General features: G+C 62.5%; 26 protein-coding genes and 1 tRNA gene. 12 read left to right on the forward strand and 15 right to left on the reverse strand.

From position 1 onward, the window contains the following. Positions 1-137 precede the first annotated feature (137 nt). Positions 138-1106, forward strand: coding sequence for a DUF817 domain-containing protein (locus IVB05_RS05675; protein ID WP_247783447.1), 969 nt, complete (start codon positions 138-140; stop codon positions 1104-1106). Here IVB05_RS05675 and IVB05_RS05680 read toward each other — a convergent pair. Together IVB05_RS05680 and IVB05_RS05685 are read right to left on the reverse strand one after the other, a co-directional pair. Next, positions 1069-2619, reverse strand: coding sequence for a hypothetical protein (locus tag IVB05_RS05680; protein WP_247786598.1), 1551 nt, complete (start codon positions 2617-2619; stop codon positions 1069-1071). The genes IVB05_RS05675 and IVB05_RS05680 overlap by 38 nt on opposite strands. Positions 2620-2697: 78 nt before the next feature. After that, complete coding sequence (locus IVB05_RS05685) at positions 2698-3642, reverse strand: OmpA family protein (protein ID WP_247783448.1); 945 nt, start codon at positions 3640-3642, stop codon at positions 2698-2700. A 262-nt stretch (positions 3643-3904) separates the two neighbouring features. Here IVB05_RS05685 and IVB05_RS05690 point away from each other — a divergent pair, with 262 nt between their 5' ends. Further along, positions 3905-4657, forward strand: a complete 753-nt coding sequence (locus IVB05_RS05690; protein ID WP_247786599.1) for a lytic murein transglycosylase — start codon at positions 3905-3907, stop codon at positions 4655-4657. A 64-nt stretch (positions 4658-4721) separates the two neighbouring features. Here IVB05_RS05690 and IVB05_RS05695 read toward each other — a convergent pair whose 3' ends face one another. Continuing rightward, the gene (locus tag IVB05_RS05695; RefSeq protein WP_247783449.1) at positions 4722-5537 is read right to left on the reverse strand and encodes an IS4 family transposase; all 816 of its coding nucleotides are present in this window, start codon (positions 5535-5537) and stop codon (positions 4722-4724) included. On the opposite strand from IVB05_RS05695, the gene IVB05_RS05700 reads away from it, so the two are divergent. After that, positions 5538-6344 carry a lytic murein transglycosylase gene (locus tag IVB05_RS05700; protein ID WP_247783450.1) on the forward strand — a complete coding sequence of 269 codons (807 nt, stop codon included), beginning with the start codon at positions 5538-5540 and terminating at the stop codon, positions 6342-6344. Between the two features lie 352 nt (positions 6345-6696). On the opposite strand, the gene IVB05_RS05705 is transcribed toward IVB05_RS05700, so the two are convergent. Continuing rightward, positions 6697-7539 carry an SDR family NAD(P)-dependent oxidoreductase gene (locus tag IVB05_RS05705; protein ID WP_247783451.1) on the reverse strand — a complete coding sequence of 281 codons (843 nt, stop codon included), beginning with the start codon at positions 7537-7539 and terminating at the stop codon, positions 6697-6699. A 172-nt stretch (positions 7540-7711) separates the two neighbouring features. On the opposite strand from IVB05_RS05705, the gene IVB05_RS05710 reads away from it, so the two are divergent. The 4 genes from IVB05_RS05710 to IVB05_RS05725 all read left to right on the forward strand — a co-directional run bounded on the left by IVB05_RS05710 (position 7712) and on the right by IVB05_RS05725 (position 11463). After that, on the forward strand, positions 7712-8107 hold the full coding sequence (locus tag IVB05_RS05710) for a response regulator (protein WP_247786600.1): 396 nt from the start codon (positions 7712-7714) through the stop codon (positions 8105-8107). A 69-nt stretch (positions 8108-8176) separates the two neighbouring features. Beyond that, on the forward strand, positions 8177-8794 hold the full coding sequence (locus IVB05_RS05715) for a LysE family translocator (protein ID WP_247783452.1): 618 nt from the start codon (positions 8177-8179) through the stop codon (positions 8792-8794). 780 nt (positions 8795-9574) lie between these two features. Then, positions 9575-10804, forward strand: a complete 1230-nt coding sequence (locus IVB05_RS05720) for a GGDEF domain-containing protein (protein WP_247783453.1) — start codon at positions 9575-9577, stop codon at positions 10802-10804. A gap of 35 nt (positions 10805-10839) precedes the next feature. Then, positions 10840-11463: an N-acetylmuramoyl-L-alanine amidase gene (locus IVB05_RS05725; protein ID WP_247783454.1), complete on the forward strand. Its 624-nt coding sequence runs from the start codon at positions 10840-10842 to the stop codon at positions 11461-11463. 254 nt (positions 11464-11717) lie between these two features. On the opposite strand, the gene rpoH is transcribed toward IVB05_RS05725, so the two are convergent. Continuing rightward, positions 11718-12617 carry an RNA polymerase sigma factor RpoH gene (rpoH, locus tag IVB05_RS05730; protein ID WP_247783455.1) on the reverse strand — a complete coding sequence of 300 codons (900 nt, stop codon included), beginning with the start codon at positions 12615-12617 and terminating at the stop codon, positions 11718-11720. A 214-nt stretch (positions 12618-12831) separates the two neighbouring features. Next, positions 12832-13860, reverse strand: a complete 1029-nt coding sequence (locus tag IVB05_RS05735) for an RluA family pseudouridine synthase (protein WP_247783456.1) — start codon at positions 13858-13860, stop codon at positions 12832-12834. Between IVB05_RS05735 and IVB05_RS05740 the strand changes: the two genes are divergently transcribed. Further along, on the forward strand, positions 13859-14197 hold the full coding sequence (locus tag IVB05_RS05740) for a hypothetical protein (protein ID WP_247783457.1): 339 nt from the start codon (positions 13859-13861) through the stop codon (positions 14195-14197). The two genes, IVB05_RS05735 and IVB05_RS05740, sit on opposite strands and share 2 nt — an antisense overlap. A 153-nt stretch (positions 14198-14350) precedes the next feature. Then, positions 14351-14425: transfer RNA gene (locus tag IVB05_RS05745), tRNA-Glu, on the forward strand. Between the two features lie 29 nt (positions 14426-14454). Here IVB05_RS05745 and IVB05_RS05750 read toward each other — a convergent pair. Further along, complete coding sequence (locus IVB05_RS05750) at positions 14455-14832, reverse strand: site-specific integrase (RefSeq protein WP_247783458.1); 378 nt, start codon at positions 14830-14832, stop codon at positions 14455-14457. 657 nt (positions 14833-15489) lie between these two features. Here IVB05_RS05750 and IVB05_RS05755 point away from each other — a divergent pair. Further along, entirely contained in the window at positions 15490-16932 is a 1443-nt protein-coding gene (locus IVB05_RS05755; protein WP_247783459.1) for a hypothetical protein, read from the forward strand. 155 nt (positions 16933-17087) lie between these two features. On the opposite strand, the gene IVB05_RS05760 is transcribed toward IVB05_RS05755, so the two are convergent. From IVB05_RS05760 to IVB05_RS05780, 5 genes are all read right to left on the reverse strand, one after another. After that, positions 17088-18299, reverse strand: a complete 1212-nt coding sequence (locus tag IVB05_RS05760; protein ID WP_247783460.1) for a hypothetical protein — start codon at positions 18297-18299, stop codon at positions 17088-17090. A gap of 980 nt (positions 18300-19279) precedes the next feature. Next, the gene (locus tag IVB05_RS05765) at positions 19280-19528 is read right to left on the reverse strand and encodes a hypothetical protein (RefSeq protein ID WP_247783461.1); all 249 of its coding nucleotides are present in this window, start codon (positions 19526-19528) and stop codon (positions 19280-19282) included. A gap of 325 nt (positions 19529-19853) precedes the next feature. Further along, positions 19854-20015, reverse strand: a complete 162-nt coding sequence (locus tag IVB05_RS05770; protein WP_247783462.1) for a hypothetical protein — start codon at positions 20013-20015, stop codon at positions 19854-19856. Positions 20016-20147: 132 nt separating this feature from the next. Next, entirely contained in the window at positions 20148-20414 is a 267-nt protein-coding gene (locus tag IVB05_RS05775) for an HGGxSTG domain-containing protein (protein ID WP_247783463.1), read from the reverse strand. Next, positions 20411-21073 (reverse strand): hypothetical protein, encoded by a 663-nt coding sequence (locus IVB05_RS05780; protein ID WP_247783464.1) that lies wholly within the window; start codon positions 21071-21073, stop codon positions 20411-20413. Before IVB05_RS05780 ends, IVB05_RS05775 begins: the two co-directional genes overlap by 4 nt. 404 nt (positions 21074-21477) lie before the next feature. On the opposite strand from IVB05_RS05780, the gene IVB05_RS05785 reads away from it, so the two are divergent. Continuing rightward, positions 21478-22968 (forward strand): amidohydrolase family protein, encoded by a 1491-nt coding sequence (locus IVB05_RS05785; RefSeq protein WP_247783465.1) that lies wholly within the window; start codon positions 21478-21480, stop codon positions 22966-22968. Between the two features lie 2 nt (positions 22969-22970). Further along, positions 22971-23900 (forward strand): GTP-binding protein, encoded by a 930-nt coding sequence (locus tag IVB05_RS05790; RefSeq protein ID WP_247783466.1) that lies wholly within the window; start codon positions 22971-22973, stop codon positions 23898-23900. An 88-nt stretch (positions 23901-23988) separates the two neighbouring features. On the opposite strand, the gene IVB05_RS05795 is transcribed toward IVB05_RS05790, so the two are convergent. The 3 genes from IVB05_RS05795 to IVB05_RS05805 are packed head-to-tail and all read right to left on the reverse strand — an operon-like array spanning position 23989 to position 26847. Then, positions 23989-24951 carry a TRAP transporter substrate-binding protein gene (locus IVB05_RS05795; protein WP_247786601.1) on the reverse strand — a complete coding sequence of 321 codons (963 nt, stop codon included), beginning with the start codon at positions 24949-24951 and terminating at the stop codon, positions 23989-23991. Between the two features lie 41 nt (positions 24952-24992). Continuing rightward, positions 24993-26300 (reverse strand): TRAP transporter large permease subunit, encoded by a 1308-nt coding sequence (locus IVB05_RS05800; protein WP_247783467.1) that lies wholly within the window; start codon positions 26298-26300, stop codon positions 24993-24995. A 1-nt stretch (position 26301) separates the two neighbouring features. Next, positions 26302-26847, reverse strand: coding sequence for a TRAP transporter small permease (locus IVB05_RS05805; RefSeq protein ID WP_247783468.1), 546 nt, complete (start codon positions 26845-26847; stop codon positions 26302-26304). Positions 26848-26923: the final 76 nt, after the last annotated feature.

Raw genomic sequence — 26923 nt, forward strand, 5'->3', positions numbered from 1 at the left:
TGGCTATTGGGATTGTATCAGCCCGCTGATGCTCTTGATCGGCAGCGGCGTGAATAGCCGACGCGCGCATTAAAACTCAGCGAAATCTGCAAATCTCCGCCCAGCTTCGACCGCGATGCCCCGCCACGTTCCGCAGCGTGCATCACGCCCCGAACCAGCCTGCGATTTCCCCGCCTCCCGGCGCCAGCGCCGCCGGCATCTGGCCGCCGCTACGGCCTTTCATCGCCGGCGAATATCGGCTCGGCCGCTTCATGGCCCGGCGCCGCTCGACATCAGCGCTTTACGAATTCCTCCGCTTCGGCGTCAAGCAGGCCTGGGCCTGCCTGTTCGGCGGGATCGCTGTCTTCCTGATGATCGCCACCTGGTGGTTCTATCCGGCGAGCGCGTGGCTTCCGCGCTACGACTTCCTGTTTCTCTGCATGATCGCGGTTCAGGTCGTGCTGCTTGCGGGCAGGCTGGAGACACCTGACGAGGCGAAGGTGATCCTGATCTATCATTTCGTCGGCACCGTGATGGAGATCTTCAAGACGCAAGTCGGCTCCTGGATTTATCCAGAGCCGAATTTCTTTCGGATCGGCGGCGTGCCGCTGTTCTCTGGCTTCATGTATGCCTGCATCGGCAGCTATCTCTGCCGCGCGTGGCGGCTGTTCGATCTAAAATTCTCCGATCATCCGCGGCGGCTCGGCCTGGCCGCGCTCAGCGTCGCGATCTACGTCAATTTCTTCAGCCACCACTTCATGCCGGACCTGCGCTGGCTGCTGTTCGCTCTTGCCGGCTGGCTGTTCTTCCGCACCCGCGTCTATTTCAGGGTTTGGCATATCAGCCGTTCGATGCCGCTATTGCTCGGGCTCGCGCTGGTGTCGCTCTTCATCTGGCTCTCGGAAAACATCGGCACCTTCACCAAAATCTGGCTCTATCCATCGCAGCAGCACGGCTGGTCGATGGTTTCTTTCGGCAAGTTCGGCTCCTGGTTCCTGCTGCTGATCATCAGCTACACGCTGGTGAGCCTGGTCAATGCGCCACGGGAGAAGCGCGGGGATGAGCGTGCGGCCGGTGTCCGGAAAAGATTCAATTACATGCCGGATTTTTTGCATCCTCGACGTTAAGGAAAGTGATCGTGGCCGGTCCGATCTCGATCGAACCTGGTGGCGACGTCATGGCGGCAAACGGCGGAAGATCGTCATTGGGACCGAGATCCAAAGCCGCTCCATTCAGCTTCACCTCGGCGCCTTGCAGATGATCCGCCGACAGCGTGTAACGCTCACTGGACACGGGCAATCGCAAGCTTGCGGCGTTCGTCCGGTCCGTATTGATGACGAGCAGCGTGACGGCCCCACGCACGCCTCGCCGGCAGTGCGCGTAGAGGTGCATCCCATGGTGCGTGCCGGTGTCGAGAACGATTGTGCCCATCAGCCTGCGCCACAGCAGCGCCGCCCAATAGTTTGGCCGCGGCCGCAACGTCTTCTCGTCAAGCAGGCCGTAATCGCTTGCGGCCAGCGTGTTGTGCGCAACCATCTGGACGCCGGCCCTGGCAAGCCGGCCAAGCTGGTCGAGATATCGAAACGTATCGAGGAAAGTGGAAGCCCAGGGATTGCCGCCGCAAGCTGCCTCGGCGGTTTCGGTAAGCCACATCGGCTTGCCAGGTGCAAACTCGTCCCTGAGCGATCGGTAAAACGCGAGCGTCTGGCTCGTGCTCGCCAGCCACGCTTCCGAAAGCGCGGCTTCAGGCGTGGTCTGACCCGGAGAGCATCGTTGCGAGACCGCGCCGTAGTGATGATAGGAAAAAGCGTCGATGCTGGATCCGGATGCTGCAAGCAAGTCCCGCGTGCTGATGAATTCGGAGCTGGATGGCCTCGATGACTGCGGCGCTGCCGTCTCGCCAATCGAGCCGGGGCCCAGAACCATCACATCCGGTTCACTGTCCCTGATGAACGCAGCAAAGGCTTTGAAGTCCCGCCCGTAAGCTGCCGCATCGTATCCTTTCGGTGCACCGCCCATGGCGGCCAGCGTCGGCTCGTTCATGAACTCGGCGGCGGCAATTCTGCCGCCGACGGATTTGGTGTAGGCGAACAAGCGACGCGCCTGATCGCTCCGCCATAGACCCGTTGCGTCCCGGGCTCCTGGGCTTGTGGCCATCGAAGTCACGATCTCTGCGCTGGCGGCGCGGGCAAAGTCGATGACATCTTTCCAGCGTTTGCGGCTAAGCACCGCGCTGAAGCCGCTGGGCGGCGTGGCGGGCGCCTCATCGCTTTCAGCAAAGTAGGTGCTATTGGCCCAGGTGCCGCTGACGCGCAGGTAGGCCGGGGCGAGGGCGGCAGCCAATCTACGTAGTCGGGGATTCGACAGGTCGATAGGCTCCCGATACGCGAAGAGGTCGGGATTGCCGCCCGCCGGGATATTCCCGGCGTTATCAGCGCCGCGAGTTGCCGGCGCTGAGGCACTCGTCCTGTACGGCTTCCAGAACCGTCCGCCGGTGACCTCGACCATCTCGACGTTGTACGATTGAAAGCGCTCGTCGATGGTGCCGAGACGCGGCAATCGTGAAGGGTCTAAGGAAAGCGTTGGCGCCCGCGCGGTCGCGTTCTGGCTTCCCGCCAGCGCGGCAACCACAATTCCCATTCCGACTTTGAAACCACTGGACCTGGTCATAGCCATTGTCCTTGGCAGCCAAAGCGGGCCTAGGCCCACGCGTTGATGCTACGGCGCCACCAACTCCACCCGCCGGTTCAGCGCGCGGCCGGCATCGGTGGCATTGGAGCCGGCCGGCGCCAGCAGTCCGACACCCGCGGTGCGCAGCCGCGGCGCGCCGATGCCGTAGTTCTTCACCAGCTCGGCGGCGATCGCCTCGGCGCGGCGTCGCGACAGATCAAGATTGTAGGCGAATGGCCCCTGGTTGTCGGTGTGGCCGACGATGAAGACGCTCAGTCCGACCTGGGCGGTCAGCAGCTTCGCGATCTGCTCGAGGGTGGGCCGGCTTTCGGGCTTCACCTCGGCCCTGTCGGTATCGAAATAGATCCCGTAGAGCGCGATGCGGCCGGTCTCGCGGAGGCCCTTGGCCATGACAGCCGCATCCACCATCTTGTTCTCGATCGCGCCAAGTTCGGCGACGACGAGCTGCGCATAGATGTCGCGGTTGTTCTCGCTGACGATGAGGCTGGCATAGGTCTCGCGCCCGCCGTCGGTCTTGCGCCCCGCAAAATAGCGGTAGTTGAAACCGTCCACCCACATCTGCGGGATCGGCAGCGCGTCGATCGCTTCCGAGAAGGGAATGCCGCCGCAGGCGTCAACATCGCAGGCAAGCAGCGTTTCGAATCCGGCCTTCGCCAGTTGGGTCTCGAAATTGCGCGACACCTCCAGGATCGAGGGGCCGGGATTGGTGCGATAGGCGATGCGCGTGATGCGCCCCTCCAGCCGCCGTGCGTCGGTGGGCTGGCCGTCCTTGAAGGCGGCCCCTTGCATCCGGGCCGCGTCAAAGTCCTTCACCTGATAACCCGTGATGACGCTGCCGCCGAAGCGGCCGATGCCGGGATAATCCCTTGCGCCAGCTACGTCGCGCGTCTGCGCGGAAGCGTTCGTCATCGCGCCAAGCGATAAGGCGAGCAGCAGGAGGATCGGTCTGAACAATCTGTGCGGTGAGGTCATGGGAAATCCATTTGTTCGAGAAACGATCGATGGCGGAGGGGGCGGAACGAAGTACGACACGTAAAGGTCGCGACCGGGGATCACCCGGTTCAAATGAGCCGCAATCATGGCCGTTTTCGGGGAGATTCTGCCCCCGCGCGTTTGCCGCAACCCTCGAAGCGCGCCCCGGGACATGCTAGAAGCCGATGCTTATTTGCAGTGCTCACTCAGGAATGGCTTTTCCATGCTCCGCATCGCCTTTGCTTTCAGCGCCACCCTGGCCATGTTCGCATGCTTCAACTCCCCGGCTGACGCTGCCCAATGCGGCAGCTCGTCCGCCGGCTACACCGCCTGGAAGCAGGAATTTTCCGGCGAAGCCCGCGCCAAGGGCGTCAGCGCCTCGACCATCCAGGCCCTGATGGCGACCAACTACGCGCAGGCGACCATCAATGCCGATCGCGGCCAGCGCAGTTTTTCTCTCTCGCTCGATCAGTTTCTCGCCAAGCGCGGGGCGACGACGATCGTCGCGAAGGGACGGCAGCTCAAGGCGTCGCAGGGTACGCTGTTCGCTTCCATTCGGGAGCGCTACGGCGTGCCGCCGGGGCCGCTGCTCGCCATCTGGGGGATGGAGACGGGGTTCGGCACCCAGCGCGGCAACCAGAACATGCTCGCCTCGATCGCGACGCTGGCCTATGACTGCCGGCGCTCGGCCTATTTCACCGAGCATCTTTACGCGGCGCTGCAATTGATCGACCGCGGCGCGCTGTCGCCGACGCAGCGCGGCTCGATGCATGGCGAAGTCGGCCAGACCCAGTTCATGCCCAAGGCCATTCTGGCCTACGGCACCGGCAATCTCGAAAACGCGGCCAATGCGCTGACCTCGACCGCGAATTTTCTGAAAGCCCATGGCTGGCGCACGGGCGCGGGCTACCAGCCGGGCGAGCCGAACTTTGCCGCCATCCAGGCCTGGAATGCCGCAGGCGTCTATCAGAAGGCGATAGCGCTGATGGGCCGCCAGATCGACGGCGGCGAGTAGGGGGCTCGCGCTTTGCGTCCGACAGTTATCGTCAAGCCAACAGGTCGTCGTCCCTGCGAAAGCACTAGGGCATGCACACATTTCTGAGGCTCCATCCGACCGCGACGGCGTGGAAGTACTCGAGACCGTGTTTCATGGTGATTGGACCGGGCGGCTTGGACGAGGGATAGCCGTCCCAGCCGCCGAGACGGCCGATGATCCAGGCAGCCCAGGCAAGGCTGTCGGGCGGATACGGATTGTTGAGCCGTTTGCTTTTGGCTTCGATATCTTGATTGAGGGCAGTGAGCGCCGCGACCTCGTTCGCTTTGAAGGCGAGATGGATCGGCTGTTGGCCGCGGCCATCGCGCGCCTGCAAGAGTTGGATGGTAATGACCGCGGCTTTGGCCGCGATGGCGACCAGCTTGAGGAGCCGATCGGCGGTGGAGAGCTGGCTGTCTTCGAGCTTGAAGCCTTGGGTCTTGAGGACGCGGAAGAACTGCTCGATCAGCCAGCGCTGCTTGTACCAATCGACGATACGCCAGGCCTGTTCTGCATTCGTCACCGAATGGGTGGTGAGAAGCCGCCAGTGCAGCGGCTCGGTACCGGCTTGAGGATCAACCTCACGCACATCGACCAGGGTCAGCGGCAGGCTTTCTGGCAGATGGCGCAGGAACTTGCTTTGTGGCCGGGCCAGGTTCACCGCGCCGAAGCGCAGTTCGAGAGGCACGACCCGCTCGGCCCGCTGTGCCCGCGCAGGCAGCACGATGGTGCGCTGGTCCACGGCCGCCATGGCCTCACTGCTCGCGTACAGGCCGCTATCGTCCGCCAGCTCAGGGACGACGAGGTTTCGCGCGCCGTTTTCCCATGGCATGATCGGCCCCAGAATGAACAAGGGATTCACATGCGCATACTTCGTTGGGCCATTTTCCTCGGCGCCGTCATCTGCTCCACTCCCAGCTATGCCGCCCGCTGCGGCGGCGATTTCAACACCTTCGTGGCGGCGATGTCGCAGGAAGCCACCGCGGCTGGCGTTTCGCAGGCCGTGATCAGCCAGGCGCTTTCGGGCGTCACGCAGGATCCGGCGGTGCTGGCCTTCGACCGCCGCCAGCGCGGCACCTTCAACAAGACGTTCGAGCAATATGTCTCCACCCGCGTCGGTCCCGGGCGCATCAACGTCGGCCGGCAGATGCTGCAGCGGCACGGGTCATTGCTGGCGAGGATCGAGCAGAAGTTCGGCGTGCCGCCGGAAATCATCGTCGCGATCTGGGGATTGGAGTCCGATTACGGCAAGGGCGACATCGGCAAGATGCCGGTGATCCGCACGCTCGCCACCATGGCGCATGATTGCCGCCGCACCGAACTGTTCCAGGGCGAACTGCTCGCGGCGCTCAAGATCGTGCAGCGCGGCGATCTCCCGTTGCGCGACCTGATCGGCGCCTTCGCCGGCGAAATCGGCCAGACGCAATTTCTGCCGTCGTCCTACATCAAATACGGCGTCGATTTCGACGGCAACGGCCACGTCGATTTGCGCCACAGCGTGCCCGACGTGCTCGCCTCCACCGCGAACCTGCTGCACACGAGCGGCTTCAAGGGCGGCGCGCCCTACGGCGAGGGCACTTCGAATTTCGAAGCCATGCGCGAGTGGAACAGGGCGACGATCTATCGCAAGACGATCGGGTATTTTGCCGACAGGCTGGTGGGGCGGTAAGAGCCTCGTCGCTTCGTAACTTCGTAGGGTGGGCAAAGCGCAGCGTGCCCACCATCTATCCGCGACATCATCCTTGAATGGTGGGCACGCTTCGCTTTGCCCACCATATGGACTGCGAACTGATTTGCTTCGCGCGCAATGCGCCGCGAGATCGTCGTCTCATATTCAGCTGTCATCACCCGCGCAGGCGGGTGATCCAGTATTCCAGAGACGGTTGTGATTGAAGCGATAAGCCGCAGCGTACTGGATCCCCCGCCTGCGCGGGGGATGACAACCTGTTGTGCGGGCTCCTGCGCACACCATCACCGCGCGAACGCACCTCCCGACTTGCAGTGCCTTACAACAACGTCTCTCACTTCCCCTTCTCCTCCGCCTTCCCAATCCGCTTCGCCAGCACCGACCAATATGTCGCCGGGCGAAACCGTTGCAACAGATCCATGAACCGCGCATCGTTGCCGATCAGAATCCGCGGCTGGTTTTTCTCGATGCCGAGAATGATGCGCTGTGCCGCGACCGGCGGCGTGGTCTTGGCGATCGCATCGAAACGATCGATCGATTGCGCGCGGCGCGCATTGTCGGTGATGCCGGCACCGGTGCGGGAGTTGCGCACGATGTTGGTCAGCACGCCGCCGGGATGCACCACCGACAATTTCACCGGACTGTTCGCCATTGCCAGTTCATGCCGCAGGCTTTCCGAAAAGCCGCGCACTGCAAACTTCGCCGCGCAATACGCCGTCTGGCCGGGCGGGGCGATGATGCCGAAGATCGAGGAGAGGTTGACGATATGGGCTTCGCGCTGTTGCGAAAGATGCGGCAGGAAGGCGCGCGTGCCGTGCACCACACCCCAGAAATTGATGTTGATCAGCCATTCCATCTGCGCCTGGTCGACCTCGTTGAAGGCACCAAGGAGCGCGACGCCGGCATTGTTGATGACGATGTTCAGCGAGGGGTGGGCGGCAATGGCCGCGTTCGCGAATTCCTGGATCTGGGCGGGCTCGCCGACGTCGACGCGGTGGGTCGTGACCTTGCGCGTGCCGGCGTTGCCGATCTCGGCGGCCAACTGTTGCAGCCCGGCCTCGTCGCGGTCGGCGAGCGCCAGGTCGCAGCCGCGCGCGGCCAGCTCCAGCGCGAGCGCGCGGCCGATGCCGCTGGCGGCGCCGGTCACGGCGGCCGCGCTTCCGGATATCGCAGTCATTGGGGTGGGCTCCATAAGGATCGAGAAAGAAGGCGGGTTAAGGATCGAGAAAGAAGGCGGGTTCCGCAACTTTCGCAAATTGGAACTGAACAATAAAGCGGTTCGGGCCTTAACGTCGACTACCCGACAGAAGGGGCATCGCCAAACCGGCGCGAATCCAGAGGAGGCTCATATGGGACAATCAAAACCCCTTCGCGCGACGGCCCTCATCGTCGAAGACGACCCGATGCAGCGCGACATGATCTGCCTGCTATTGGAAGAGAGCGATGTCGATGTCATCGAATGCGAAAGCGCGGAGGCCGCGGAACTGGTGCTGGAGCGCGCCGCCGACAGTCTGGTCTTGATGATGACCGACGTGCAGCTTGCCGGCAACATGGACGGCGTCGAGCTCGCGCACATCGCCAGGAAGTACAATCCCGAGATGGGGGTGATCGTTACCTCGGGCAGGCCGCTGCATCAGGAATTGCCCGATGGCGTCCAGTTCTGGGCCAAGCCGTGGGCGCCGCTCGACGTGATCCGCGAAGCGGAACGGATGGTGTATGAAAGGCGGCATCACCACGAACGCTGACCGCGCGCGGCGTTGGTGGAGGGCGGCGCCACGCTTCCACGTCCGAGGTTGGCGTGGTAATGGCTGACCATGACGCTGTCGTTCTTGTTGACCTCGCTGATCGTGGTCGCTTCCCCCGGCACCGGCGTGCTCTATACGCTCGCGGTGGCGCTGACATCAGGCGCGCGGCCGAGCGTTGCAGCGGCCTTTGGCTGCACGCTGGGCATCGTGCCGCATATGCTGGCCGCCATGCTGGGATTGGCCGCCGTGCTGCACACGAGTGCCTTGGCGTTCGCCGTGCTGAAATGGTGCGGCGTCGTGTATCTGCTCTACATGGCCTGGCAGGCATTGCGCGAGACGGGCGCGCTTTCGGTCGACACGCGCCCCGCGGCCTCAGTGCGCTCCAGCCGGCGCGTCATCGTGACGGCGATCCTGATCAACATCCTCAATCCGAAACTGTCGATCTTCTTCCTGGCCTTCCTGCCGCAGTTCGTGGCCGTCGACGAGGCGCATCCGCTGGCGCGGATGCTGGAATTGAGCACAGCCTTCATGGCGATGACGTTTGCCGTGTTCGCGGTTTACGGCCTGTTCGCAGCCTCGCTGCGCGACCGCGTCATCACCCGCCCGAGGGCGATGGCCTGGCTGCGCCGGAGTTTTGCGGCGGGATTTGCCGCGCTCGGCGCCAAGCTGGCGTTTGCGGAGCGCTGAAATTTTCCCGTAGCCCGGATGGAGCGAAGCGCAATCCGGGACAATCATTCCGCGGCGGCAAACCCCGGATTTCGCGGAGCCTGTCATCACTGTGCGAGCGCAATTGCGCTCGTCGCCGGGCGCGCATTCGCGCGACCCGTTGGCTCCCTCCGGGCTACATGCTCGTGCGTATCAAAATGAAAAAGGCGGACCCCAAGGCCCGCCATTCTCCAAAAATTGCACCCGGAGTTGGGAGCCCGGGCGGAGCTGAGCACTCCACCCGGGCCAAAATTCACTTCTTCTTCGACTTCTTGGCCTTCTTCGCCTTGGCCTTTTTCGCCTTCTTCGCTTTCTTAGCCATAGTATCCTCTCAAGGTTTTCATGGATTGAAACGCGACACCGAGGCATGCTTGGCGGAGGGCCAGCCTCGCAACATCCTCGATGACAATCCCAGCAGATTCGCAGGCCCATGCCGCGTGCCGTCATGGCGTTGTCATCACGTTATCCACAGTTGTTATGCATTTTGATGCGATTTTTTGCCGAAACGCGCCGCGTCACCGCCGTTCGCATCGCGCGCGTCATGCTTAACGTTGTCCCAATGTCGACGATCTTCATCAATTCAAAACCACGGTTTGGATTGGCCGGCGGCAGTCAGGGTCCGTTAAGCGGCGCGGATGCACCTTGTCCCGCAAGACGACGGGGCAAGACAACAAGAAGCGTCGTGGGAGAAAGCCCGAGGCGGAAGTCTTGAGCGGTCGTTAGACAACTGGGGAGACGGGACGTGCGCGTCCCGGGGTCGCGATGCTGAGCGTTCCGACGCTTTGGACGGTGTTCGTCATCAATTTTCTCGCGCTGGGCCTGATCTGGGCCTACGTCATGCGCAGCTATCCGTCGTTCGAAGCCGCGCGGTTCTGGACCGGTTCGGCATTCGTTGCGGCGGCTGGTGCTTCGATGGCGATGCTGCGCGTGGCTTTCCCGGATTCGCTGGTACCGCTGCTGTTTGGCGGCACCGCATTGATCCTGGCGATCTGCCTGGCTGCGATGGGGATCCGGAAGTTTTTCAGTCAGCCCGTTTCCTGGCGCGACACCTTGCTGGTTACCGGGCTTGGCGCGGCCGGCCTGTGCTTTTTCACTTTCGCCTACGACAGCGTGCCCGCGCGCATGACCGTCTTCACGATCGCCCAGGCGCTGCCGATGGTGCTGAGCCTGAAACTGTTGCTCGGCCGGCATGAGGGTCGCGTCAATCCGGGCGCGCGGCTGGCCGGCATCGTCACCATTCTCATCATGGCCATTTTCGTCGCCAGGTGGATCGGCGCGGTGACCACCATGGGCGGCGGGTTCTCCTATATGCAATTCAGCCCGGCGCAATCGGTCGTCATCCTGGTGCTGGTGTTCCTGTCGATGTCGCTGAATTTCGGCTTCCTGTTGATGGCGATGGACCGCCTGCGCAACGAGGTCGCAGACCTTGCGCTGCTCGACGACCTCACCGGCGTAGGCAATCGCCGCTATCTGGTGCAGCGCCTGACGGAAGAATGCGCGCGCTCCGAACGCTCAGGTCAGCCCTTCGCGCTGCTGGTGATCGATCTCGACAGCTTCAAGGCCATCAACGACACCCATGGTCATGCCGCCGGCGACGCCTGCCTGCAGCATTTCACCCTGATGGCGCAGACCCGGCTGCGGCCCGGCGACATGCTGGCGCGGACCGGCGGCGACGAATTCTGCATCGTGCTGCCGTCCTCGACGCTGCGCGAAGGCGCCATGATCGCGCGCCGCGTGCTGGAGGTCTGCCGGGCGGACGCCGAACAATGCACCGGCAACGACATTCCGATCGCGGTGTCGATCGGCGTCGCGCAATGGGCCCGCGAGATGGGCGGCTATCCCGACCGCCTGATTGCGGCCGCCGATCACGCGCTGTACGACGCCAAGAAGGCCGGCCGCAACGGCTTTGCGACCTACGACCCGGCGCCGCCGCTGGCGCCCGAACCCGCAACGCGGGAGCTATCGGTTATGGGCCTGCGCGAGCGGGCCTGAGACGTGCTACTCAGGTCCGTCACTGGACCTCGATCATGAATTTTCGTCTCGTCGCGGCCGCGCTGTTCACCCTCCTGTTTCCCGCTTGCGCCGCCGCGCAAACGCCCGACCTCGCCGCGATCGCGCGCGCGTCGGGCACCCCTGATATTCCCGGGTTGAAGATGGTCTGGCTCGCGCCGTGGGGCGACGTTGCGAAAGCCCATCCCTGGCGCAACATCATCGTGCACCAGACCGAAGGACCGGCAGGCTCCGCGCGCGGCGGCGCGCAGGCGCAGTCGAAGAACCCGACGCGGCGCGGCGTCATGGTCTGGGTCGAAACCGACGGCACGGTGTACTGGGCGGTCGCCGAACATCTGATCCCGACCCATGGCGACGGCGCCAACCGCAACGACAACAAGTACATCGACAACGGGCCGACCTATCGGAAGGTGATCGGCGACAATTCGGTCGGCGTCGAATTCGCCGGCAATTTTCCCGACGTGACGCGCGGGCCGACCGAGGCGCAGGTCGCGGCATGGCGAATTCTGGTGAAGGTCCTGCGCGCGCGTTACGGCATTCCGCTCGATCGGGTCTATGCGCATAACTGGATCGACTACAAGGATGCGCGCTATTGCGAAGGCTGCGTGCTTGCAAAGATGGCGCGGGAGTGGGGCGAGTAGGGCGCGGACGTATTATTGATGGCATAGAGCGCGAGCACTCTCAACGCGTCGTCCCCGCGAACGCGGGGACCCATACGCCGCGGCTGTTGTAGTTGGAGAAGAAAGACAACTACCGGCGTGTAAAATCATTACCGCCGCGGCGTATGGGTCCCTGCTTTCGCAGGGACGACGACGCGCTTGCGGAAACAACGCCCCCAAAAACAAAAAGCCGGCGTTGCCGCCGGCTTTCGTCAACTGTTACCGCGATCGCGCGATCAGTACGCGGCTTCGAGCGCTTCCGCTTCCTGCCGGGCAATCGTGCTCTTGACGGCCGACTGCACCTTTTCGAAAGCGCGGACCTCGATCTGCCGCACGCGTTCGCGCGACACGCCGAATTCGGCGGCGAGGTCTTCCAGCGTCATCGGCTCTTCCGCCAGGCGCCGCGCCTCGAAGATGCGGCGTTCGCGCGGGTTGAGCACACCGATGGCGCCGTTCAGCGCCTGCCGGCGATGATCGAACTCCTCGTGCTCGGCCATCACGGCTTCCTGGTTGGGCGAATTGTCGACCAGCCAGTCCTGCCATTCGCCGGCTTCACCGTCGTCGCGGATCGGTGCGTTGAGCGACGCGTCGCCACCGAGGCGGCGGTTCATGTCGACAACGTCCTGAGTAGTCACGCCGAGGCGCTTGGCAATGATCGCTACCTGGTCGGGGCGAAGATCGCCCTCGTCCAGCGCGGAGATCTTGCTCTTCGCCTTGCGCAGGTTGAAGAACAGCTTCTTCTGGTTCGCGGTGGTTCCCATTTTCACGAGCGACCAGGAACGCAGGATGTACTCTTGTATCGACGCCTTGATCCACCACATGGCGTAGGTGGCGAGACGAAAACCCTTCTCGGGCTCGAACCGCTTGACCGCCTGCATCAGGCCGACATTGCCTTCCGAGACGACCTCGGAGATCGGCAAGCCGTAGCCGCGATAGCCCATGGCGATCTTGGCCACGAGCCGGAGATGGCTGGTGACAAGGTGATGTGCCGCGTCGCGATCGTCATGTTCGCGCCAACGCTTGGCGAACATGTATTCCTGCTGGGGTTCCAGCATCGGAAATTTGCGGATCTCGGCGAGGTATCTGGAAAGGCCGGATTCTCCATTGAGAACCGGCAACGTAGCTGTACGGGCCATTGAGCGCCCTCCAGTGGTTCAGGCCCCCGATAGCGGCGGGCCCGGCAGGTGATCGCTGTGTTAAAGCCGACCAGGCTGCGATGTTCCGCGCTGGATATTCAGCGCAGGTGCAACATAGCGGAAAACGAACAAATAGGGAAGGAATGCTGACGTCACGTCCCCGTGTGGCAGCCATAACCTGTTGGCATAACTTATCTTTTCTGAAAGGGCTGCGTCATAGGGCCGCTTCCAGCGCCCGTTGCAGGAGGAGCAGATCCTCCGGCAGAGCCGCCTCCCAGTGCAAAAGTTCTCCGGTTCGGGGGTGTTCCAGGGCGAGCAGATAGGCGTGCAGGGCCTGCCGGCCGAGGGCGGTGAGTGCATCCTTACCTTGGGGTCCGAGCTGCCCGGCCTTGGTCTTGAAGTGCGGGCCATAGACGGCATCGCCCATCAGGGGGTGGCCGATATGGGCGAGGTGCACCCGGATCTGATGGGTTCGCCCGGTCTCGAGCTGGCAGGCGAGAAACGAGGCGACCGGCTTGCCGTCGCGCCCCTGATACGCCGCCTGCAATTCCCAATGGGTGATGGCCTCGCGGCCGCTCTGGCGTACCGCCATTTTCTCGCGGGCATAAGGATGCCGATCGATCGGCGCGTCGACCGTGCCGCGCTGGCGGTTGGGCACGCCCCAGATGAAGGCCATGTAGCCCCGCTGCATCGGCCCGGTGCGGCCGTGATCGGCGAATTGCGCGGTCAGCGATTGATGCGCCTGGTCGTTCTTGGCAACCACCATCAGCCCGGTCGTGTCCTTGTCCAGCCGGTGCACGATGCCCGGCCGGCGCACGCCGCCGATGCCGGAAAGGCTCGCGCCGCAATGGGCGATCAGCGCGTTGACCAGCGTACCGTTCTCATGGCCGGCGGCCGGATGCACGACGAGCCCCTTCGGCTTGTCGATGACGATGATGTCGTCGTCCTCATAGATAATGTCGAGCGCGATATCTTCGCCCTTGGGCTCCGGCGCCACCGCTTCGGGGACGTCGATTGTGATCGTATCTCCGGCAATGACATGATAAGCGGGGTCGCGGATGGGGGCGCCCTTCGCGGTGACGGAACCGGCCAGAATCAGCGCCTTCAGCCGCGAGCGCGACAGTTCCGGGCGAAGCACCGCGAGCACGCGGTCGAGACGGGGCGACCCCTCGTCGCCGCCGACGGTGACCTCCAGCCTTTGACCGCCGTTAGATGAGCCTTGTTCCAAAGCAGAGCCTTGCATGACCGATACCGTTGCGCCCGAACCGACCCCCGAGCAGGCCGCGCTGATGGCGCGGGTGCGGCGGATGATGCTGATCGCGGGCCTGACCTCGGCGCTGGCGGTGGCCGTGGTGCTGACCGCCGTCGGGTACCGTCTTTACCGTGGCGAGGGAAGCCCCGCGGCAGCCGCCACGGACATTATCGCAACCCTGCCCAAGGGCGCCCGCATCGTCGCGACGGCGGTGGCCGGCGAGCGGCTGGTGCTGACGCTGGATATAAGCGGGGTCACCGAAATCCGCACTTTTGATGCCAAGACGCTGAAACCGGCGGGAAAGCTCAGATTTGTCAACGAACCCTGACCCTCTCACCGTCATGGCCGGGCTTGACCCGGCCATCCACGTCTTTCTTCATTTGGCAGCCCAGACGTGGATGCCCGGGACAGGCCCGGGCATGACGAATAGAAGCTTCCGCCTTGCAGCAAGCCGATTTCGCGGCTATTCCCTCTCCCGTACGCTCCCTTCGTCTAGCGGTTAGGACGCGGCCCTCTCAAGGCTGAAACAGGGGTTCGATTCCCCTAGGGAGCGCCACATCGGTTCTTTGCCTCCAGTGCTTTCAATCACTTAAGGCCGTGTTTGTAAGTCTGGATCTTCTGATCGGCTTCCGTTCTTGCCGTGATCAGCTTCGGCCGCTTCTCGCGCGCCTCGCGCTCCTTTTTCGCGCCGCTGTCCGCAAGCAACAACTGGTCAGCCGCATCGGTGTAGCGCTGCACTTCGGCGTAACTCTTGTGGCCGGACTTCGCCATCAACTCGCGCGTGGTCAACCGCGCTTCGGCCCCGCGCCTCATACCGCCCTTCTTGAGGCTGTGAATCCTGCATTTGTCCGGAAGCCCGGCGGCCTTTACCCATCCCGCAAAATCGTTCCCCAGCACCTTCTTGCTCCTCATGCTGCCGTCAATGGTGTTGTGCAGGAAGGTGAGCGGGATCACGACGATCAAGTTCGGTCGTCGCCTGTTGGATTTCGAGTTCCCTTATCCGCGCCTCGGCCTTCGTGAGCCGACGGCGGAGGCTAACTACTGCCATGGTTGCGACCACGGCCCATGGATACACAATTCCGTTGATGGCTTTTAGGGTTTCGTAGCTCGGGTGAAACCAAGGCTCAAGCATGGAAGATACTGTCTCTCTCTCGTTTGCGATACTAACACTCGGTCGATCAGAATGCGCCGTTGCGAAGCCTGCCCAGGCGCGTGTGTCTCGCATCAGCGGCGGCCCATGCGAATGTGGTTCGGGTAGCGGCGGGCGGATCAGTTCGGACATAGCGCATGAAAAGGCACGCGCGCAATTCGGCTTGCAAATGATCAATCCCTCGGCGAATCGCAGTGCACACGAACCACTGCACATTGCGGCTGTGGAATAAGCCCCGTTGTTTGGCTGCGGCCAGAGAAGCGACGGCCGCCGCCGTTCCAAAACAGGCACAGCGCGAGGAGAGCCTGACGATTTTACTCCGCTACCTGCCGATTCGGTAAACGGGTTCAAACTGTCGTCTGCATTGTGCGCGTCGGCCCAGCCCCCGCGCGCCGCGTCGGCCTCAAAGCGATCTTGCAACTGAACTAAATCGGAAGTAGAGCCGTCCGAACTTTCAAATTGGGGGGCAAATGGCTGAGAAATCGAAATATTTCCTTGCGCTTGATCGCAAGGACGGCGGGTTTTCGGGTTACGTCGTTACAAAAAAATTGGAATACCTGAACAACCCTCCCCCCGCTCCCGAAAGAAGGCCCCCGGAGAATCCCAGCCCTCCAGAGGACGCAAATAGCTTTGAGGACGTATTCGCTTGGTTCCGCGCTACCATCGACACGTATCGGAATTTCTTAGACTTCATCATTACCCTAGCGCCGCTGGCGTCATCCATACTCGCCGAAAGGACGATTACCCAATTCGCACAAAGCAATGGACAAAAGCGAGAGGACCTCTCAACGCCGGACCGCACGGTGTTCGAAATAGATGCGAGTTCACTCCGTCGCCTCACGGCTCATCAAGAAGAAATTGAAGCCGGGCTCCGGGGGGCGAAGCATCTGCCAGAGGTGATGTTGATTGGACTAATTAGCGCCTACGATGCCTTCCTAGGAAAATTGCTCAGGGTCGTGTTTACTCGGGTTCCGGACCTAGTGCTAAGCAGCGAAAAGACTATCAAATTGTCCGAGCTGTCGGAGTACGAATCCATTGATGCTGCGCGTCGTTCATTGATTGAGAAAGAGATCGAGTCGGTTCTTCGAGACAGCCATCACGCACATTTCGAGTGGATGGAGAAGAAATTCAAACTTAGTCTGCGAAGCGACCTTCCGGCGTTTACGAAATTTGTCGAACTATGCGAGAGGAGGAATCTTTTCACTCACACCGGAGGGCTCGTCTCCTCTCAGTACATCAACAATTGCAGGGAGTTCGGCGTTGACCTGAGAGATGCCAAGGTTGGGGATCATCTGACCGTAGATGCGGCCTACTACCGCGAAGCGGTGAATGTTATTTGCGAAATAGGTATAAAGCTGTGCTACGTGCTGTGGCGAAAATTCGCGAAAGACAAGCGCAGTGATGCGGACAATGCTCTGAACCAGTTCTGCTATGACCTTATCGTTCGACGCAACTACGGCACGGCGGAGGCGATTCTTTCGTTTGCCTCGCAGTGGGCAGAGGCGGACAGGACTCGGCGCATGATGATCGTCAATCATGCAAATGCTATCCGGCTCCAAGACCGCGAGTCAGAGGCACTCAAGGTGCTCGATAAGGAAGATTGGACCGCAGTCCTTGAGGAATTTCAGATCAGTGTTGCTGCGGTTCGCGGCTATGTGGATGAAATCGTCCGCTTAATGAAACGAATCGGTTCTCACGGATACCCGAGTGCTGACGACTACCGAACTTGGCCCGTTTTTCGGGGGATGCGAACGAACCCGAAATTTTCGGAAGCCTTTGAAGAAGTGTTTGGGCAACCCCTAATCGTTCAGACCACTTCGATTGAAGTCGAAAACGCGACAATAGGAGTTCAGCCGGAAGCGGAGCCCGAGCCCAAACCGGACCAAAACTCCGAACCGCAAAGTCTTCACTAGTTGGTTAGGCGAACAGGCAGCCTGTGAGAAGGTGATGGCGAAGAGGGCCAAAGGCTGACGTCAGCGAGGCGCGGCCCGCGATTGCCTGACGAACGTCGCGGGACAAGCAGCCTCACGCATACGCAAAAACGGCAACGGTCCTCTTCATAGGAAAGCTATTGAGCCGCCGTCACTCGCAACGATTTCCTCAGAGCCGGTTTGGGGCTCGATTCCGGATCCGCGATCGGGCGGTGGTAGGTCGCGATGCGGCGCAGCCAGCCGACCTCGAAGACACGGTTGGATGGAAGGTTGCGAACCCTCTGCTGCAGGACGAACTGCGCCGCATCGGCGAATTCGGCGCGCACGGCCTTCGGATCGCCGGTCACGCCGTTCATCTTGAGCAGCACCTGCTTGAGACCCCAACCCTGCCGCCGCCCGGTCTCGCTGTTCATGGCGGCTTCGTTCGGGTTGGTGCCCTCGCCCTTGAAGTTGATGTAGTCGATCAGCGGATAAAAATTCTCGGAGGCGCGAATGACGCGCGTGAACTGGATGACGATATGTTCGCGCTCCGTGCCGTCGGGCGTCGTCTTGAGGATCTTCTCCATCGCACCTTGCGCCCGCGCCACCATGAACTGCGTCTGCTCCGCCACGGTGTCGAGCAGAAACTGCCTCAACTCTTTCATCTGCGGTGAGTTGGCGTTCTTCCTGAACTCGGCCCGGCTTGTCCACGGGTTGGCCGGAATTTGCGTCTGGTCCAGCCAGGCCGGCAAACGCACGTTCTTCTTGCGCATGAATTCGAGCAGGGCCGGAAAGCTCTCCTCGAAAGGCAGCCATTTGCCGACAGGAAACCAGATGAAATGACCGATGCCTAAGGAAGCGAATTCCTCGTTCGCACTCCATGACGTGATCGCATCAATTTTTCCGCCTGTTTCATTCAGCCAGATCTTCTGGCCGATCTGCTTCGCCAGATCGCCCGGCAAGACGAGCTGTGGTACAGGTAAATCCTTTGCTAAATCCTTGGCCTCGTGGCTCGATTTCCGTGCTTCCGGCATTTGAACGGCAGCTTCCGGCGCTGGCTTCTGCACCTCAGGTGCTGGCTTCTGCACCTCAGGCTGTCGCAGGACTGTTTCGGGTTCCGACTTCTGCGTGTGGGATGCTTGCGCGACGCCAGGCCCACCCTGCGCTTTTTCGTTATCAGCGACGCGCGTCGCGGCCGGCGCGGCTATTTCCGCCAATGCCGTTTGCGTCGCCATGCCAGCGACGATGACACACGAGAGCAGCAATGAGCCGCAAGCAAGCACCTTCGCGCTGTACTGTCCGGGTTTCGCTTGCCGTGCCGTTCTCCTGCCGCTACCCGCACGCCAGCGGCCAATGAAATCACCGCCCATGTCCATGTTTCCGAAGGCTAGCCTGACGGGAAGGGTCGTGCGGGCTAACAACACGATGCGTATGGCGAAATCGTGGGGTCATAGCGGCGGCCCGGTGCCACATGGGCGACAATCCTGCGCATCGCGCCGACGACGGGGGGCGAGAAAGCAGTCCCTGAGAACATCCTGAGAATGCTGATGCGCGTTCGACCGACACCTCCCGCACATCGGCGCGCAGTCCGCCGCACGTTGTGCGAGATACTGCATGAAGAGCCGGACTGCCGGCCGGTATTGGAGTGAATGCTCCTCGATGACCTGGAGGCGCTAACTTGGTTGCGCTCCCAGCCCGAGGGGACGCGTGGCTGTCAATGCCGCTAAGCTCGGACGCCAATGGGGCTGGAACAGGAATTACGGTGACAGTGCATAAAACTCTTACCCGGCGTTTGAGTGCACTGTCACCGTAATCCAAGTGGGTTCACCCGGAGGAGGAACGATAGGAGTCGAAACACGGACTGCGCATAGACTCAGGCTTGGGAGTCATACGAGACTTCTCACCAGCCTCTCAATGTAGTCATTAATGGTATCAGCAAAGTCGCACTGAGAACTGGATGATCCGGCTGCATCTCGGTGCGCTTTCACTACCGACCGAACGCTTTCCAACGCATCTCTTTGAAGTGGCACGGGCGTCACAGCCACCAGTTCGTTAATGGCATTCTCTGCCAGAGGGATGCCGTTCGTCTTGGCCTCCGCGATTAGCGGCCCTAGAACAGAGGTGCATTTGTGTACGTTTTCCATGACCCAAGTATGCGCTCGACCCGGCTCGTTTTCCAGCCCACTCACTTCATCTCTTCCAGCAGCTTCCGCGCGTCACTCAGCAATGTCTGAATCTGCCGTCGCTGGTCGAGCGCATCCCAGTTGAACAGGCCGTGCTTTGCGCGCGTTCTGGTTCGCCCTTGCGCGCGGATTCCCTGCGCACACCCGTGAAAACACCATCTTCCGCCTCAGCGACGCCGGGCTACAGCGACACCCAGCAAGAAGGCGACCAGCAGGGAGCCGAGCGGCGCTTCCCGCGCAATGTTGCTCAGGATGCTGAGCGGCATGCCGGGCTTTCTACCTTTCTCGATCGCGTCGCCGACGCGACTGGCGGCACCCCTGACAGCATCGGAAACGTCTTCAATCGTAGACTTTGGTGCTGGACTGGGATCCAGGCCTTCATACACAAGCGGTGGGGTGGGCATGTCATCGGCCATGGGGAGCTTCCTGATCAACAAGTGGTAATCGAATAGGTCGCGCTTCGTTCCTGTTTGCGAGTAGGATCGCGGCGCTATCTCACCGTACGCGAACTCCGAATTAGCTTATCGGGAGGGTGAGTTTTCAGCTGCGCTCGCCCGGCGGCGGGGGTACGAGGCAAATCTGCGAACTCAGAAGAATGGTAGTCCCGCCCTTCGGGCGTCGTGATGTAAATGTCATAGCATCCGGCTCGCGACATCTCCCGGGCCTTCTTGAGGGCAGCTTCGGCCGTCTTCCTGCGGTGGACCAGATCACCGTGTTGGCACATCGCTCTTATCGAGAAGCTCATTTTTTCTTCTTTTTCTTGTTCTTCTTGATGATCTCGGCCTGGATTTTGAAAGCCTGCGCCAGTGTTCTCATCTGGTCGGCTACGTACGTGTCAGCCGTATTCACCGCCACCCGCTCTGCGGTGGCTGCCTGCTGGCGGATTGCCTTGGCCATCTTCATGTCGGTTAACTTCCCTGCCTTTCCGTAGTTCCCGGTGCAGCCCGATCAGGCGACTTTGATCGGGATATTAAAAACTCAAAGAGATGGCCGACGGGCGGACGGGCAGGCTCGGAGCGCCGCTTGCGAAGCCAATCACTTCATCTCTTCCAGCAGCTTCCGCGCTTCACCCAACAACGCCTGAATCTGCCTTCGCTCGGCGATTGCATCCCCGGTGAACAGGCCGTGCTTGCGCGCGTTCCGGTTTGCCCTTGGCGCGCCGGATCCCGGTGCGCCGCCGTGCATGCGGCAGCGCTTCCTGCCGTGCACCGCCGGCGAACGGCAGGCGCCGCCGGAACGGATTCTGGCGCCACAACGCGGGCTTGCCAGCATCGGGCCGGTATTTCTGATGTGATCGCTCATGCCGGTGCTGCCCGCTTGGCCTCAGCGGAATCGCGCTTTCGCCTGGAGCCCGAGCCCTTCGGCGCATTCCGCGCCGCGGATGCCGGGCTCTTGTCGGAAACGATCACGCGCGCATGCTGCGTGACGTTGCCGACAATGGCCTTGCCGCCGTCGCCCACCGACACGTTCTGCACGGTGATGGCGGGCTCGCCCTGGCTGCGGTAGCGGTTGAGCGCCTCGATCTGGGCGGGGAACGTGCGGGCGAGCCTGCCCAATGCGCGCGCGGCGCTGTCATGCTGGGCGAGGTCGTCCGCATTCGCTAGGTGATGGGCGCATCGCATCGCCATCACATGAACCGAAACCATCTGCGCCACCAGCATGGCCTCGATGGAATCCCGGGGCTTGATGCTCTTCACCATCGAAATCATGAAGGCGAGGCTGACCTCGTCGGGACTCTCGCCGCTCACGCTGGCCTTTACCAATTGTCTGATAATGCCATGCATCGCTTCGCGGTCGGCGACCCCCAGTGTATCAGCCATGAGCTGTTCGCCGATTTCGGGATCTGGATGGTCGATGGAGAATCCGTGCGACTGAAGCTTGATCCGCGGGGCTGCGGCAGCTTTGGTCTGATCAGTTGCCGCGATCGCCGTTGACGTCGTGAGGTCCGGAGCGGTGTTCATGTCGGGATTCCTTAAGGCCGCGCGCGGGCCGCGCGCGCGGTTCGGCCACGCGCAGGCGATCGTTCGCCGCGGCGACGCGGGTGCAATTTCAATGTGGGTGAGGATTTGAGCCGCAATCGCACCGACGCGCCCGCTGTTGCGGGGCGACGGGGATTTACAAGGTTGCGGGATGATGAAGGAATGCCGCTGATTTGCCCGACGTGTCAAATTGTTTTTCGAAGCATTCATGCCGCAGCCCCCTGCTACTTTGCATGGGGTTGTTTTGATGAATCAGCATCGGTGGTGGTGGTCGCCGGTTCGAAAATCTGTCTCTATTGGAGCCGAGACCGCCCGTGCGTGGGCGCTCCAGGTGCCTGCGGCGCTGCTGCCGGCCTTGCCTAAAGTTTTTGCGTGGGAGTCGTAATATGAGTGCCTTGGTGATCAGTGGCGGCCGGGTGGTGGATCCGGCGAGCGGGATGGACGCCATTGGCGATGTGGCTGTTGTGGACGGCCGGATCACCGCTGTCGGCACCGGGCTCGGCAGCGCCGAGCGGGTGATCGACGCCACTGGCCTCGTGGTGGCGCCCGGCTTCATCGACCTGCACGCCCACGGCCAGTCGATCCCGGCCGACCGCATGCAGGCGTTCGACGGGGTGACGACGACGCTCGACCTCGAGGCGGGCGTATTGCCGGTTGCATCCTGGTATCGGCGCCAGGCCGCCAAGGGACGCGTGCTGAACTACGGCGCCGCCGCCAACTGGGCGTTTGCGCGGATCGGCGCGATGACCGGCTCCAACGCCGAAAGCTCGCTGGAGGCGTTCGGCAATGCGATGCGCGATCGCCGCTGGATCGACAACGTGGCCAGCGACACGGAGGTCGCCGGCATCCTCGACCGCCTTGCAATCGGACTGAACGAGGGCGGCATCGGCATCGGCATTCTCAACGCCTATGCCCCGGGCGCCGGCGTACAGGAGCTGACCGCGGTGTGCCAACTGGCGGCGGCGCATGATGTGGCGACCTTCACCCACGTCGCCTACATGTCCCGCATCGACCCGGAAAGCGCCGCGGAGGCCTATATCCGCCTGATCGGCTATGCCGGCGCCACCGGCGCGCACATGCACATCTGCCACTTCAACTCTTCCAGCAAGACCGACGTCGAGCGTTGCGCTGTGCTGGTGGCCAAGGCGCAGGCGCAGGGCCTGCCGATCACGGTGGAGGCTTATCCGTACGGCACCGGTTCGACGGTGCTGGCGGCGGCCTTCTTCAGCGATCCGGAGTTCGAGGCGCGCAATGGACTAGGCTACGATTCGGTGCAGCGCGTGACCGACGGGCGGCGCTTCCGCGACCGCAAGGAATTGCTGGCGGCGCAGGCGGAGGAGCCCTCCACGCTGGTGCTGTGGCATATCCTGGATACCGAGAACAATCCGCACCATCGTGACCTCCTGGACATCTCGGTGCTCTATCCCGGCGGCGCGATCGCGTCCGACGCGATGCCCTGGACGCTGTCGGACGGCAGCCCTTACACCGGCGACGCCTGGCCGCTGCCTGATGACGCCACCTCGCATCCGCGTTCGGCGGGTTGCTTCACTCGTTTCATCCGCGAATGGGTGCGTGAGCGCAAGAAGCTGTCGCTCCTTGAAGGCATCCGCAAATGCGCCCTGATCCCGGCGGAGATCCTTTCCCACAGCACGCCCGCGATGCGCGCCAAGGGAAGGCTGCAGCCAGGCGCGGATGCCGACATTGTCGTGTTCGATTTCGATGCGCTGACCGACCGGGCGACGTTCTCGGCGATGAACCGTCCCGCAGAGGGCGTGCGGCATCTGGTGGTCAGCGGCGAGCCGCTGATATCAGATGGCGTGCTGGATGTGGCGGCGAGGCCCGGGCGGCCGGTGCGCCGGCCCGTTGCCGAGCGTTGATTGTGCCGGTCCCGATCCTGCTGGTGACCGGCTTCCTCGGGGCGGGCAAGACCACGGTCGTGAACCACCTGCTGGCGCATGCGGAGGGGCGGCGGATCGCCGCCGTGGTCAACGATTTCGGCGCCATCAACATCGATGCGGAGCTGATCGCGGGCGCCAGCGATGGGGTGGTCAGCCTGAGCAACGGCTGCATCTGCTGTTCGCTGGAAGGCGATCTCTTGCGCACGCTAGCCGCCCTGCTGCGGCGCGATCCGCGGCCGGAGTTCATCGTGATCGAAACCAGCGGGGTCGCCGATCCCTCGGACATCGTGCGCAACCTGATGGATCCCCTGATCTGGCGGGAGGCGCCGCTGGAAACGGTGCTGTGCGTGGTGGACGCGACGACAACGGAAGAAGCGTTGAACGACGCGCTGCTGCGGTCCCAGCTGCGGGCGGCCGACGTGGTAGCGCTGAGCAAAGTGGACCTGGTAGACGCGGCGGGTCGCGCGCAGCTGTGCGATGCCGTCCGGGCGCTGCGTCCGTCAGCGGTGGTGGTCGATGCCCTGCATGGCGAAGTCCCGGCCGTGTTGCTGTTCCCCGCGGACGTGGACCGCGTGCCGGCGCCGCGCGAGGTGGGGCCGCGACGGCCGGCGGCCGACCGGTTCGAGACGCTGAGCTGGACATCGGAACGGCCGGTGTCGCTCCAAAGGTTGCAGCAGGCGATTGGCCGGCTGGCGCCGAAGCTCGCGCGGGCGAAGGGGTTGTTCGAGACGGTGGAGCAGCCGGGACGGTTGACGGTGTTTCAGCTCGCCGGCGGGCGCGCGACGTTGGCTCCGGGCGAGCCGCTGGCGGCCGGGGCGCCGCGGGCACGGATCGTGTTCATTGCCGAGATCGGGGTTCTCTCGGCCGCCGAGATCGATGGGATCATGGGAACGTGCATCGAAGCCGGGTGAGGCGAGGGGGCCGATCGCCTCCCCCTTGCGAAACTGTCGTGTCCGGCAATCGAATGCCGGACGCGACTGGAGCGCAATAACGATCGTCTTACTTCTTATAGGCGGCGATCACGGCTTCACCATCGGGGCCGGCCTTCTTGAGCCAGTCGGCCGTCAACTGCTCCCCGATCTTCTCAAGGCCCGTCTTCAGAGCCGGAGGTGGCGGCAGCACCTTCATCTTGTTGGCCTGAAGCTGTTCGAGATACCACTTCGCCTTTTCTTCCGCGAGTTTCCAGCCGCGTTCTTCGGCGACCGCCGCCGCCTTGAGGATCGCTTCCTGGGTCGACTTGTCGAGCGCATCAAAAGCGGCCTTGTTGACGAAGGTCACGTTCTTCGGAATCCAGGCCTGCGTATCATAGAAATGCGTCATGGTTTCCCAGGCCTTGCTGTCGTAGCCGGTCGAGCCTGAGGTCATGAACGCGTTCACAACGCCGGTGGCCAGTGCCTGCGGCAGTTCCGCCGCCTGGATGGTGACAGGCTGCGCGCCGACAAGCTCGGCGATGCGCGAGGTGCCGACATTATAGGCGCGCCACTTCAAGCCTTTCATGTCCTCAACGGTGGCAAGGTCTTTCTTGGCATAAATGCCCTGCGGCCCCCACGGCACCGCGAAGAGAAGCATCAAACCCTGCGATGCGAGCTTCTTTTCGATCGCAGGTTTCGACGCCAGCCACAGCTTCTTGGCTGCCGGATAGCTCGTCGACAGGAACGGGATAACGTCGATGCCGAACATCGGATCTTCGTTCTCATGCAGCGAGATCAGGACCTCACCCGCCTGCGCCTGTCCGGTGGCGACCGCGCGCTTGATTTCCGGCGCCTTGAACAGCGAGGCGGCGGCATGCACGGTGATTTGCAGCTTGCCGCCGGTGGCATCGCCGACGTCCTTGGCAAACGCGATCAGGTTCACCGAATGCGGATTGTCCGCCGGATAGGCGGCTGGAAGATTCCATTTGGTCTGCGCCACTGCTGGAACGACAAGTGCGGGAGCGGCAAGCGCCGCGACGCAGGCGGCCATGGCGCACGTCTTGATAAGCCTGAACATGACAATACCTTTCTCTAGCCAGGGAACGCTATCCGCGGCAGCAGCATCACGATAGCAGGAAAGACCGTGATGATGGCAACCGCCAGAACGAGCAAAAAGAAGAACGGCAGGGCGGCCCTGGCGACCGTGTTGGAATCCTTGCCGCTCATGGTCTGCAGGACGAACAGATTAAAGCCGACGGGCGGGGAGACTTCGGCCATTTCCACCACCAGCACCAGGAAAATACCGAACCAGATCAGATCGAAGCCGGCCTGCTTCACCATCGGAATCACGATGGCGGTGGTCAGCACGATCATGGAAATGCCGTCGAGCGCCGTGCCGAGCACGATGTACATGACGGTCAGCGCCGCGATCAGCGCAAAGGGGCTGAGCTGGAGGCTGTTCACCCAGTTCGCGAGCGCCAGCGGGATGCCGGTATAGGCCATCGACGTGCCCATGTAGGAAGCGCCCGCCAGGATCAGCAGGATCATGCAATTGACCCGCGTCGCCCCCATGACGCTCGCCCAGAAGGACTCCCAGGTCAGCGCGCCTTGCCACCATGCAATGGCGAGCGAGCCCAACACGCCCCAGGCCGCGCATTCCGTCGCCGTCGCCCAGCCCATCAGCAGCGACAGAAAGACGAAAACGATCAGCAGCAGGCAAGGAATGAGATTGAGCGACTCTGCAATGCGCCTGCGAAGGCTCATCGGCGGATCGGCCGGCGGCGTGCGCGTCGGATTGGCGAGCGACCAGATCGCGATGTAGCCGGAATAGAGCGTCATTACCAACAGGCCCGGCAGAAATCCGGCGAGGAAAACCTGAATGATGGAGACGTTCGCCTGCACCGCGTAGACCACCATGGTGATCGACGGCGGGATCAGAATGCCGAGCGTGCCCGCTCCGGCCAGAGAGCCGAGGCTCAGGTTTTCGTCATAGCCGCGCTTCTTCAATTCCGGTAGCGCAATCTTGGCAACCGTGGCGCAGGTCGCGGCTGACGATCCTGACACCGAACCGAATACGCCGCAGGCGAGCACATTGACGTGCATGAGCCGGCCCGGCAGCCAGTTCAGCCAGGGCGCAAATCCGCGAAACATTTCCTCCGACAGGCGCGTGCGGAACAGAATTTCGCCCATCCAGATGAAGAGTGGCAAGGCCGCGAGCGACCACGATGCGCTGTTGCCCCACACCGTTGTCGCAAGCACGCTGCCCGCTGGAATGCTGCCGCCGGCGAATTGCATGCCGGCCCATCCCGTTGCCATCAAGGCGACGCCGATCCAGACGCCGGCACCGAGCAGCAGCGCAAGAAATCCGAGCAGGATAGCGGCGATGGAGAGAAGCTCCATGTCAGACCCCGCTCTGCATGGCGCGCTCGACGATCTCCTCGGCGCTCGTCGGCTTCGGGAATTCGTAGCGCGGCGCGAAGCCGCGTGCGACATGGACCAGTTCATCCACGAAAGCGATGAAGAGAATCACAAGGCCGCCACTGTAGCCGAGCTGCGGAATCCACAGCGGCACCGCGATGACGCCCTGCGAAATGTCGGAAAACTTCCACGACTGCCAGGTCATGACCGCGGCATGCCACGCGAAAAAGCCGATGAAGCCAACGCCGACGAGGAGGGCTGCGATCTCGACATAGTGGCGGACGTTGTCGTTGAGGCGGTCGATCAGAAGGCCGACGCGGATCATCTCGCCGTGTTTGAACGTATGCGCGAGCCCGAGGAAGGCCGTCGCCGCCATGCACCAGGAGATGAAATCGTCGCCCGCTGGAATATTGATGCCGAGCGGCCGGCCGGCCGACAGCAGCATCATCAGCACAAAAATCGCAATCAGGAAAAGTCCGGCGAGATAGCCGGAGAACAGATAGACTCGATCAAGAAACACGCGGATCATACTGTGTCCTTCCCCTCGCACGCCTATTGCCCACAAGCAATAGAGGTGCCACTTCCGATAACCGTCCGCTTCCGGA

This window comes from Bradyrhizobium sp. 170 (assembly GCF_023101085.1).
Lineage (GTDB): Bacteria > Pseudomonadota > Alphaproteobacteria > Rhizobiales > Xanthobacteraceae > Bradyrhizobium.

Bases quoted from the DNA above. Each gene is read 5' to 3' on its own strand.
- IVB05_RS05775 (WP_247783463.1), bottom strand. From the start codon at position 20,414: ATGAGCGATCACATCAGAAATACCGGCCCGATGCTGGCAAGCCCGCGT.
- IVB05_RS05765 (WP_247783461.1), bottom strand. From the start codon at position 19,528: ATGGCCGATGACATGCCCACCCCACCGCTTGTGTATGAAGGCCTGGAT.
- rpoH (WP_247783455.1), bottom strand. From the start codon at position 12,617: ATGGCCCGTACAGCTACGTTGCCGGTTCTCAATGGAGAATCCGGCCTT.
- IVB05_RS05785 (WP_247783465.1), top strand. From the start codon at position 21,478: ATGAGTGCCTTGGTGATCAGTGGCGGCCGGGTGGTGGATCCGGCGAGC.
- IVB05_RS05690 (WP_247786599.1), top strand. From the start codon at position 3,905: ATGTTCGCATGCTTCAACTCCCCGGCTGACGCTGCCCAATGCGGCAGC.
- IVB05_RS05780 (WP_247783464.1), bottom strand. From the start codon at position 21,073: ATGAACACCGCTCCGGACCTCACGACGTCAACGGCGATCGCGGCAACT.
- IVB05_RS05755 (WP_247783459.1), top strand. From the start codon at position 15,490: ATGGCTGAGAAATCGAAATATTTCCTTGCGCTTGATCGCAAGGACGGC.
- IVB05_RS05760 (WP_247783460.1), bottom strand. From the start codon at position 18,299: ATGGGCGGTGATTTCATTGGCCGCTGGCGTGCGGGTAGCGGCAGGAGA.
- IVB05_RS05725 (WP_247783454.1), top strand. From the start codon at position 10,840: ATGAATTTTCGTCTCGTCGCGGCCGCGCTGTTCACCCTCCTGTTTCCC.
- IVB05_RS05740 (WP_247783457.1), top strand. From the start codon at position 13,859: ATGACCGATACCGTTGCGCCCGAACCGACCCCCGAGCAGGCCGCGCTG.
- IVB05_RS05685 (WP_247783448.1), bottom strand. From the start codon at position 3,642: ATGACCTCACCGCACAGATTGTTCAGACCGATCCTCCTGCTGCTCGCC.
- IVB05_RS05770 (WP_247783462.1), bottom strand. From the start codon at position 20,015: ATGAAGATGGCCAAGGCAATCCGCCAGCAGGCAGCCACCGCAGAGCGG.
- IVB05_RS05805 (WP_247783468.1), bottom strand. From the start codon at position 26,847: ATGATCCGCGTGTTTCTTGATCGAGTCTATCTGTTCTCCGGCTATCTC.
- IVB05_RS05715 (WP_247783452.1), top strand. From the start codon at position 8,177: ATGACGCTGTCGTTCTTGTTGACCTCGCTGATCGTGGTCGCTTCCCCC.
- IVB05_RS05705 (WP_247783451.1), bottom strand. From the start codon at position 7,539: ATGACTGCGATATCCGGAAGCGCGGCCGCCGTGACCGGCGCCGCCAGC.
- IVB05_RS05800 (WP_247783467.1), bottom strand. From the start codon at position 26,300: ATGGAGCTTCTCTCCATCGCCGCTATCCTGCTCGGATTTCTTGCGCTG.
- IVB05_RS05710 (WP_247786600.1), top strand. From the start codon at position 7,712: ATGGGACAATCAAAACCCCTTCGCGCGACGGCCCTCATCGTCGAAGAC.
- IVB05_RS05680 (WP_247786598.1), bottom strand. From the start codon at position 2,619: ATGGGAATTGTGGTTGCCGCGCTGGCGGGAAGCCAGAACGCGACCGCG.
- IVB05_RS05700 (WP_247783450.1), top strand. From the start codon at position 5,538: ATGCGCATACTTCGTTGGGCCATTTTCCTCGGCGCCGTCATCTGCTCC.
- IVB05_RS05795 (WP_247786601.1), bottom strand. From the start codon at position 24,951: ATGGCCGCCTGCGTCGCGGCGCTTGCCGCTCCCGCACTTGTCGTTCCA.
- IVB05_RS05720 (WP_247783453.1), top strand. From the start codon at position 9,575: ATGCTGAGCGTTCCGACGCTTTGGACGGTGTTCGTCATCAATTTTCTC.
- IVB05_RS05735 (WP_247783456.1), bottom strand. From the start codon at position 13,860: ATGCAAGGCTCTGCTTTGGAACAAGGCTCATCTAACGGCGGTCAAAGG.